General features: G+C 59.6%; 10 protein-coding genes. 6 read left to right on the top strand and 4 right to left on the bottom strand.

Features of this window, described 5'->3' with window-relative positions; translation table 11 throughout:
- From trbK to KF839_RS13705, 4 genes are all read left to right on the top strand, one after another.
- A partial coding sequence (trbK, locus tag KF839_RS13720) for an entry exclusion lipoprotein TrbK (RefSeq protein WP_292918396.1) occupies positions 1-212 on the top strand: 212 nt, incomplete at its 5' end.
- 10 nt (positions 213-222) lie between these two features.
- Positions 223-1,650 carry a P-type conjugative transfer protein TrbL gene (gene trbL, locus KF839_RS13715; RefSeq protein WP_001405816.1) on the top strand — a complete coding sequence of 476 codons (1,428 nt, stop codon included), beginning with the start codon at positions 223-225 and terminating at the stop codon, positions 1,648-1,650.
- 4 nt (positions 1,651-1,654) lie between these two features.
- Positions 1,655-1,903 carry a hypothetical protein gene (locus KF839_RS13710; RefSeq protein WP_000213809.1) on the top strand — a complete coding sequence of 83 codons (249 nt, stop codon included), beginning with the start codon at positions 1,655-1,657 and terminating at the stop codon, positions 1,901-1,903.
- Between the two features lie 63 nt (positions 1,904-1,966).
- On the top strand, positions 1,967-2,191 hold the full coding sequence (locus KF839_RS13705) for a type I toxin-antitoxin system ptaRNA1 family toxin (RefSeq protein ID WP_000211355.1): 225 nt from the start codon (positions 1,967-1,969) through the stop codon (positions 2,189-2,191).
- A 354-nt stretch (positions 2,192-2,545) separates the two neighbouring features.
- On the opposite strand, the gene arsB is transcribed toward KF839_RS13705, so the two are convergent.
- Genes arsB through KF839_RS13685 form a run of 4 tightly spaced genes read right to left on the bottom strand, consistent with a single transcriptional unit; the run spans position 2,546 to position 5,209 of the window.
- A complete protein-coding gene (arsB, locus tag KF839_RS13700; protein ID WP_005015323.1) occupies positions 2,546-3,565 on the bottom strand; it encodes an ACR3 family arsenite efflux transporter in 1,020 nt (339 codons plus the stop codon).
- A gap of 44 nt (positions 3,566-3,609) precedes the next feature.
- Positions 3,610-4,116, bottom strand: a complete 507-nt coding sequence (locus KF839_RS13695) for an arsenate reductase ArsC (protein WP_000140066.1) — start codon at positions 4,114-4,116, stop codon at positions 3,610-3,612.
- Positions 4,113-4,880 (bottom strand): arsenical resistance protein ArsH, encoded by a 768-nt coding sequence (gene arsH, locus KF839_RS13690; RefSeq protein WP_001239389.1) that lies wholly within the window; start codon positions 4,878-4,880, stop codon positions 4,113-4,115. The genes KF839_RS13695 and arsH overlap by 4 nt, the downstream gene beginning before the upstream one ends.
- Positions 4,877-5,209, bottom strand: a complete 333-nt coding sequence (locus KF839_RS13685; RefSeq protein WP_000447876.1) for an ArsR/SmtB family transcription factor — start codon at positions 5,207-5,209, stop codon at positions 4,877-4,879. The genes arsH and KF839_RS13685 overlap by 4 nt, the downstream gene beginning before the upstream one ends.
- 147 nt (positions 5,210-5,356) lie before the next feature.
- Between KF839_RS13685 and KF839_RS13680 the strand changes: the two genes are divergently transcribed.
- Positions 5,357-6,094 carry a recombinase family protein gene (locus tag KF839_RS13680; RefSeq protein WP_001366550.1) on the top strand — a complete coding sequence of 246 codons (738 nt, stop codon included), beginning with the start codon at positions 5,357-5,359 and terminating at the stop codon, positions 6,092-6,094.
- Positions 6,091-6,315 carry a hypothetical protein gene (locus KF839_RS13675; RefSeq protein WP_000743213.1) on the top strand — a complete coding sequence of 75 codons (225 nt, stop codon included), beginning with the start codon at positions 6,091-6,093 and terminating at the stop codon, positions 6,313-6,315. The genes KF839_RS13680 and KF839_RS13675 overlap by 4 nt, the downstream gene beginning before the upstream one ends.
- Positions 6,316-6,453 lie beyond the last annotated feature (138 nt).

Genomic DNA, 6,453 nt, shown 5'->3' with positions numbered 1-6,453 from the left:
CGGCTACGTTGCTGTTGTTGGCTGGATGTGAACAGGAAAGGATGCCCGAACCAAATGCGGCGACGTGTGCCCCCGATGCGTTCCAGGCAGCACTGAATGAAATGCGCAGCGAAGCGAACCGAGAGGCCTTTACCGAGGAATGCAGAGCATTCCAGAAGGCCAAGCAGATGCGTCAGTGGGAGTTCAAGCCCAGCCCTAAAGATGATTATTGAGGTGGTCGCCATGAGAAAGAAAATTGCTCTAGGTGGCTTGATGATGGTCGCCACAATGGTGCTGGCTGAACCTGCAATGGCGCAGGAGCTAAGTAGCAGCGGTGTTATGAATGATGTGCTCAAGCGTTTTCATGATGCTGCCGCAACATGGGGGCCAGCTATTGAGTCCGCTGCATCGCGTTTGTTCTGGACGCTGGTTGTGATTTCGATGGTCTGGACATTCGGCATGATGGCTTTGCGCAAGGCCGACATTGGCGAGTTCTTCGCGGAGTTCGTTCGCTTCACGATCTTCACCGGCTTTTTCTGGTGGTTGCTGACGAATGCGAACCAGGGCATGAATATCGCCGGTACGATTGTTCAGTCATTGCAAACTCTGGGCGCGCAGGCGGGGGGACTTTCCAATAGCAATCTTGGGCCCTCCAGCATCCTTGATCTTGGTTTCGAGTTATACAACCGCACAGTACAGGCCACCTCGGAGCTGGGATGGCGGCAGATGGCAACTGCTCTGGTCATGGAGCTAATGGCCCTGGCTGTTTTGTTTGTCCTGGCGTTGATTGCGGTCAACCTGTTGCTGTTGCTCGCATCAGCCTGGATTCTGTTGTATGCCGGTGTGTTCTTCCTTGGCTTTGGTGGAAGTCGTTGGACTTCCGACATGGCGATCAATTACTACAAGACCGTGCTGGGCCTGGCCGCACAGCTTATGGCAATGGTGCTTCTGGTTGCGATTGGCAAAGAGTTCATCAATCACTACTACACGCAAATCAGCGAGAACATGGCATCCCAGGAACTGGCCGTGATGTTGGTTATATCGGTCATCTTGCTTTTCTTGGTCAACAAAGTTCCGCCGATGATTTCTGGTCTTGTGTCTGGTGGTGGTATTGGCGCAGCCGGTGGAATTGGAAACTTCGGTGCGGGTGCGGCAGTTGGGGCGGCGGTGACGGCGGCCAGTATGGCAACTGGCGGCGCTGCCCTGGCAGGTAAAGCGGTTATGGGTGCCGCAGCCGGTGCAGCCGGAGGTGCAAGTGCACTCCAAGCGGCTTTTCAGAAAGCATCAGCGAGTATGGAAACCGGCGGTGACATGTCCAGCATGGGGTCAGTTGTCAGCAGTGGCGGAAACGGTGGTGGTGAAGCGGGTACTGCTGGCAGTAGCCCATTCGCCCAAGCGGCTGGCTTTGGTGACAGCGGCAGTAGCTCAAGCGGTGGCGGCTTTGCCAAGGCCGCGAAGCTGGCCACAGGCACGGCCTCCGAGTTAGCCAAGGGTGTCGGCTCTCAAGTGAAGCAGGGATTCCAGGAGCGAGTGAGCGAAACCACAGGCGGAAAACTGGCTGCTTCGATACGCGAAAGCATGGAGCCGAAAGAAGCAAGCCAATCTGGCCAGTTCGAGGGCAATAGCTTGGGCGCCGATTCTGGCCCAGATAGTAACGAAGTCAGGAGTTAGCACGATGACGACATCAACATACATGGCCGCATTGGCGGCCCTGGATGAAGCGCCAAGGGAAGAAGTCAGCCAGGTATTTATTTCGCCGCTGGGTGATCAATCGACCGAGGTCGATGCAGAGACAGAAACAGCCGCTTTTGTATCACGGCCAGACCCTATGAGAGAGAGCGAAACTAAGCCGATAAGTATTGAGGTTAATGGCGGCAGGAATGAGCGGTCAGCATTCGCGGAGGCGGCGGGGCTGTACCTGTAGGCGCACCGGGCTGGCCACAACCAGCCCGGCACTTTCAATCAACACCTACTGGAGAGGTGAATTATGACAACACAACATATTATCGAACCAGGGCAAGCAGTGCATCAAGCAGCGGCTATTCTTTCTTCTTTGGAGTACATCAACCAAGCGGAAGCGCGGAGCCTTGGGCCATTGGCCGAAGCCGTCGCTAATGCTTTTATGGTGGTGTACTACCAAGCTGAAACGGGCCGGGCGACACAGGCTGATTTTCAAGAAGCAATGAACGCCTTGCGCCAAGCGTGCAGCTAATGACGAAAGGGCGGCCACTCGAACTGGCCGCCTTTTTCAATCTTCACTGTTTGGCCATTCCCGACCCACAGACGGCGCATCCATCCATTCGCGTTCCTCCGGCGGCAGCGGGTAAGCCCCGGATGCTTCCGCGTCGGCCAGTAGTTCGGCCAGTGTGTAGCGCACCCGACCAGTGGAAACGGCGCGGGCCGGGTCGGCCTTCTCATGCAGCCTGTTCTCTAGGTTCTTTGGGTCTGTAATCGGGCGACCTCAGCAAGCATGGATACTAGGTGTTCCAGGTCAGTGATCGAATGCGCCAGGAAGCGGCCGGCGCGGCAATCTGCAATCATTTCCTCAGTTTTTTCCTACTCATGTTCAACCTCGTTCGTACCAGCTCTTCGAGCGATTCACCACGCGCACGACCAGCAGCATCACCGGCACTTCGACCAGGACGCCGACCACGGTTGCCAATGCAGCGCCGGAGTGCAGACCGAACAAGCTGATGGCGGCCGCCACGGCCAGCTCGAAGAAGTTGCTGGCACCGATCAGGGCCGAAGGACAGGCGACAGAGTGCTTTTCCCCCGCCCGCTTGTTCAGCCAGTAGGCTAACCCGGAATTGAAGAACACTTGAATCAAGATCGGCACGGCTAGCATGGCGATCACTAACGGCTGCCGGATGATGGCCTCGCCCTGGAAGGCGAACAGTAGAACCAACGTCAGCAGCAGCGCGGCCATCGACCACGGCCCGATCTTCTGCATGGCCCGTTCAAAGGCGGCCTGTCCTTGCTTGAGCAGATGCCGCCGCAAGAGCTGCGCCAGGATCACCGGCACGATGATGTAGAGCACGACCGAAATCAGCAGCGTGTCCCAAGGCACCGAGATCGAGGACATGCCCAGCAGCAGGCCGACGATGGGCGCGAAGGCCACGATCATGATGGCGTCGTTCAGAGCCACTTGCGAGAGCGTGAAAAGCGGGTCGCCGTTGGTAAGGCGGCTCCACACGAACACCATTGCCGTGCAGGGCGCGGCGGCCAGCAAGATCAAGCCCGCGATGTAGCTGTCCAGTTGATCGGCCGGCAGGAACGGAGCGAACACTTGTCGGATGAACAGCCACCCCAGCAGGGCCATCGAGAATGGCTTGACGGCCCAATTCACGAACAGCGTGACGCCGATGCCGCGCCAATGCTCTTTGACCTGGTGCAGCGCCCCGAAGTCGATCTTGACCAGCATCGGGACGATCATTACCCAAATCAGCAGGCCCACCGGCAAATTGACCTGGGCCACTTCCATGCGGCCTATGGCCTGGAACACGTCAGGAAGGCCCTGGCCGAGCGCAACACCGGCGACGATGCACAGGGCCACCCACAGCGTCAGGTAACGCTCGAAGCCGCTCATCGGGGCCTGGCGCGGCTTCGCGGCGATGGCCTGTGCGCCGGCGCTCATGCTTCCTGCTCGGTCTTGCCGATGTTCGCCAGCTCGCGCTTGATGGCCGTCTGGTCAAGCATTTTGAGAGGCAGATTCACGAACAGGCGGACGCGGTTCATCATGTGCCGGAAGGTTTGTTCGAAGGCCCGGCGCTTCTCGGCGTCAGTGCCTTCGACGGCGGCCGGGTCTTCAAATCCCCAATGCGCCGAGATCGGCTGACCAGGCCACACCGGACACATTTCGCCGGCGGCGTTGTCGCAGACGGTGATGATGAAGTCCATCTTCGGTGCGTCGGGCGTGGCGTACTCGTCCCAGCTCTTGCTGCGCAGATTCTCGGTCGGGTAATTCACCGACTCCACCTTTTCGACGGCGAAGGGATTGACCTTGCCGGTTGGGTGACTGCCGGCGCTGTAGGCGCGGAAGCGCCCTTGCCCCATCGTGTTGATGAGAGCTTCGGCCATGATGCTGCGCGCCGAATTGCCGGTGCAGAGGATGAGGACGTTATAGATTCTTTCGGTCATGATGTTTCGCTTTCTGGTAGTGGCTGGGGAGCAATGGCGATGGATGAAAGATCGGTGGCCTCGTCGATGACGTGGCCGGCCGCTTTCCGTTCGGAATAGCGGTCTGTCAGTGCTTCACGGTGCGGCCGTACCAGCGCCGTGAAGCGCACCAGTTCTTCCATCACATCGGCTATTCGGTCGTAGTACGGCGAGGGCTTCATGCGGCCCGCCGCGTCGAACTCTTGGAACGCTTTGGCGATACTCGACTGGTTCGGAATGGTGAACATTCGCATCCAGCGGCCGAGCAGACGCAAGGTGTTCACGGCGTTGAAGCTCTGCGAGCCGCCGGATACCTGCATCACGGCCAGGGTGCGGCCTTGGGTCGGCCGGATGCCGGCCATTTCAAGCGGCAGATGGTCAATCTGCGCCTTCATGACACTGGTAATCTGACCGTGGCGTTCCGGGCTGCACCAGACTTGTCCCTCTGACCACTCGGACAGGGCGCGCAGCTCCTTGACGGCCGGGTGATCGTCGCTTTGCACTTGATCGGGCAACGGCAAATCGGACGGGTCGAAGATGCGTGTTTCTGCGCCAAAGAATTGCAGCAGCCGGGCCGCTTCCTCGACGGCCAGCCGTGAGAACGAGCGGGCGCGCAGCGAGCCATACAGCAGCAGGATACGCACCGGCGGGGCGTCGGGTGCCAGCCCGAGCGCCGGGCGCTCGATGGCAAAGGATTTGTCCAAAGCGGGCAAAGAATCGGGGTCGGAAAGATGGCGAAGTCTCATGCCAACACCTTCCCGGCTTCCGTGGTGCAAGACAGGTTGCACACCTGGCCGCCGCAGCAGTTTTCCGTGAGAAAGGCCACCAGGTTAGTGGCCGTCGAAAAGTTCGCCTCGTAGATCACAAATCGGCCTTCTTGCCGCGACGTGACCATGCCGGCGTGTGCCAGCTCTTTCAGGTGGAAGGATAGCGAAGACGGCGGGATGCCGGCCGCTTCGCTGATTTTTCCGGCGGCCATGCCGGCGGGGCCGGCCTGGACGAGAAGCCGGAACACCGCGAGGCGCGATTCTTGAGCGATGGCCGCCAGGGCGGCTACAGCATTTATCGTTTCCATGTTTCAATAATAGTCGAAATATGGAGTGTGCTCAATAGCTCATTTAAGCTGTAAAAATGAGCTAGGCGCATTTAGATCGATATGTGATAAATTGGCCTGCCAGTTTAAGATGGGTGCATTTGAGTATGCCCAAAGGAGCCCGCAAGTATGCGCAGGACGAAGCCAGTAGCCGCGCCGATGGTGGCGCGGGTCTATCTGCGCGTCAGCACCGACGCGCAGGACTTGGAACGCCAAGAGGCGATCACTACGGCCGCGAAGGCCGCCGGCTACTACGTCGCCGGCATCTACCGTGAGAAGGCATCCGGCGCACGCGCCGACCGGCCTGAGCTGCTGCGCATGATCGGCGACCTACAGCCCGGCGAGGTGGTCATTGCCGAGAAGATCGACCGCATCAGCCGCCTACCTTTGCCCGAGGCCGAGCGCCTGGTGGCCTCGATACAGGCCAAAGGCGCACGCCTGGCCGTCCCTGGCGTGGTCGATCTATCCGACCTGGCGGCCGAGGCCCAGGGCGTCGCCAAGATCGTGCTGGAAGCCGTGCAGATCATGCTTTTTCGCCTGGCCTTGCAGATGGCCCGCGACGACTACGAGGACAGGCGCGAACGCCAGCGCCAAGGCATTGAGTTGGCCCGCCAGGCCGGGCGGTACAAGGGCCGCCGTGCTGATCCGAAGCGCCGCGCCCAAGTTGTCGCGCTGCGCAAGTCCGGCTACAGCATCAACAAGACCGCCGAGCTGGCCGGGTACAGTGCGGCCCAGGTGAAACGGATATGGGCCGAGGTCAGCCAGGCCGAAGCGAAGCAGCACGGCGCGTTCGTGGAGGACGCATTGACGGAAGCCGATGCCCTGGCCGCTGTCGGCCAGGATGAGCGCCAGGAGGAAAGGGCATGAAGAAGCCGAACCAAGACGACGAGCCGTTTTTCATCACCGAGGAGATTGCGGCCGAAATGATCGCCGGCGGCTATGAGTTCGAGCTGCCGCCCATTCCTTGCACCATCCGCCTACGCGACGTGCTGGAGCGCATGACCGATGCTGAGCTAGCATTGCAGCCGGGCGAGATCGCCGACCAGGAGCGTGAACGCTGCCGGCGCAAGCCGTGTTCAACCTCATGATCTGGTCATGGTATTTTTCATGGCACTGAGCCTGATAGTTCTTGCAAATTGTTGTCACTAAAGGGTTTTGTGTGCTTGTTTACAATCGAGTGGGAGTGACGGGCACTGGCTGGCAATGTCTAGCAACGGCAGGCATTT

The organism is Nitrosomonas sp. (assembly GCF_019635155.1).
Taxonomy (GTDB): domain Bacteria; phylum Pseudomonadota; class Gammaproteobacteria; order Burkholderiales; family Nitrosomonadaceae; genus Nitrosomonas.
The sequence above is the reverse complement of the archived record's forward strand: the minus strand, read 5'-3'. Positions and strand labels throughout refer to the sequence as shown.

What these genes read in the sequence shown, in the direction of transcription:
- trbL (WP_001405816.1), top strand. Translation starts at nt 223, where the DNA reads ATGAGAAAGAAAATTGCTCTAGGTGGCTTGATGATGGTCGCCACAATG.
- KF839_RS13710 (WP_000213809.1), top strand. Translation starts at nt 1,655, where the DNA reads ATGACGACATCAACATACATGGCCGCATTGGCGGCCCTGGATGAAGCG.
- KF839_RS13705 (WP_000211355.1), top strand. Translation starts at nt 1,967, where the DNA reads ATGACAACACAACATATTATCGAACCAGGGCAAGCAGTGCATCAAGCA.
- arsB (WP_005015323.1), bottom strand. Translation starts at nt 3,565, where the DNA reads ATGAGCGGCTTCGAGCGTTACCTGACGCTGTGGGTGGCCCTGTGCATC.
- KF839_RS13695 (WP_000140066.1), bottom strand. Translation starts at nt 4,116, where the DNA reads ATGACCGAAAGAATCTATAACGTCCTCATCCTCTGCACCGGCAATTCG.
- arsH (WP_001239389.1), bottom strand. Translation starts at nt 4,880, where the DNA reads ATGAGACTTCGCCATCTTTCCGACCCCGATTCTTTGCCCGCTTTGGAC.
- KF839_RS13685 (WP_000447876.1), bottom strand. Translation starts at nt 5,209, where the DNA reads ATGGAAACGATAAATGCTGTAGCCGCCCTGGCGGCCATCGCTCAAGAA.
- KF839_RS13680 (WP_001366550.1), top strand. Translation starts at nt 5,357, where the DNA reads ATGCGCAGGACGAAGCCAGTAGCCGCGCCGATGGTGGCGCGGGTCTAT.
- KF839_RS13675 (WP_000743213.1), top strand. Translation starts at nt 6,091, where the DNA reads ATGAAGAAGCCGAACCAAGACGACGAGCCGTTTTTCATCACCGAGGAG.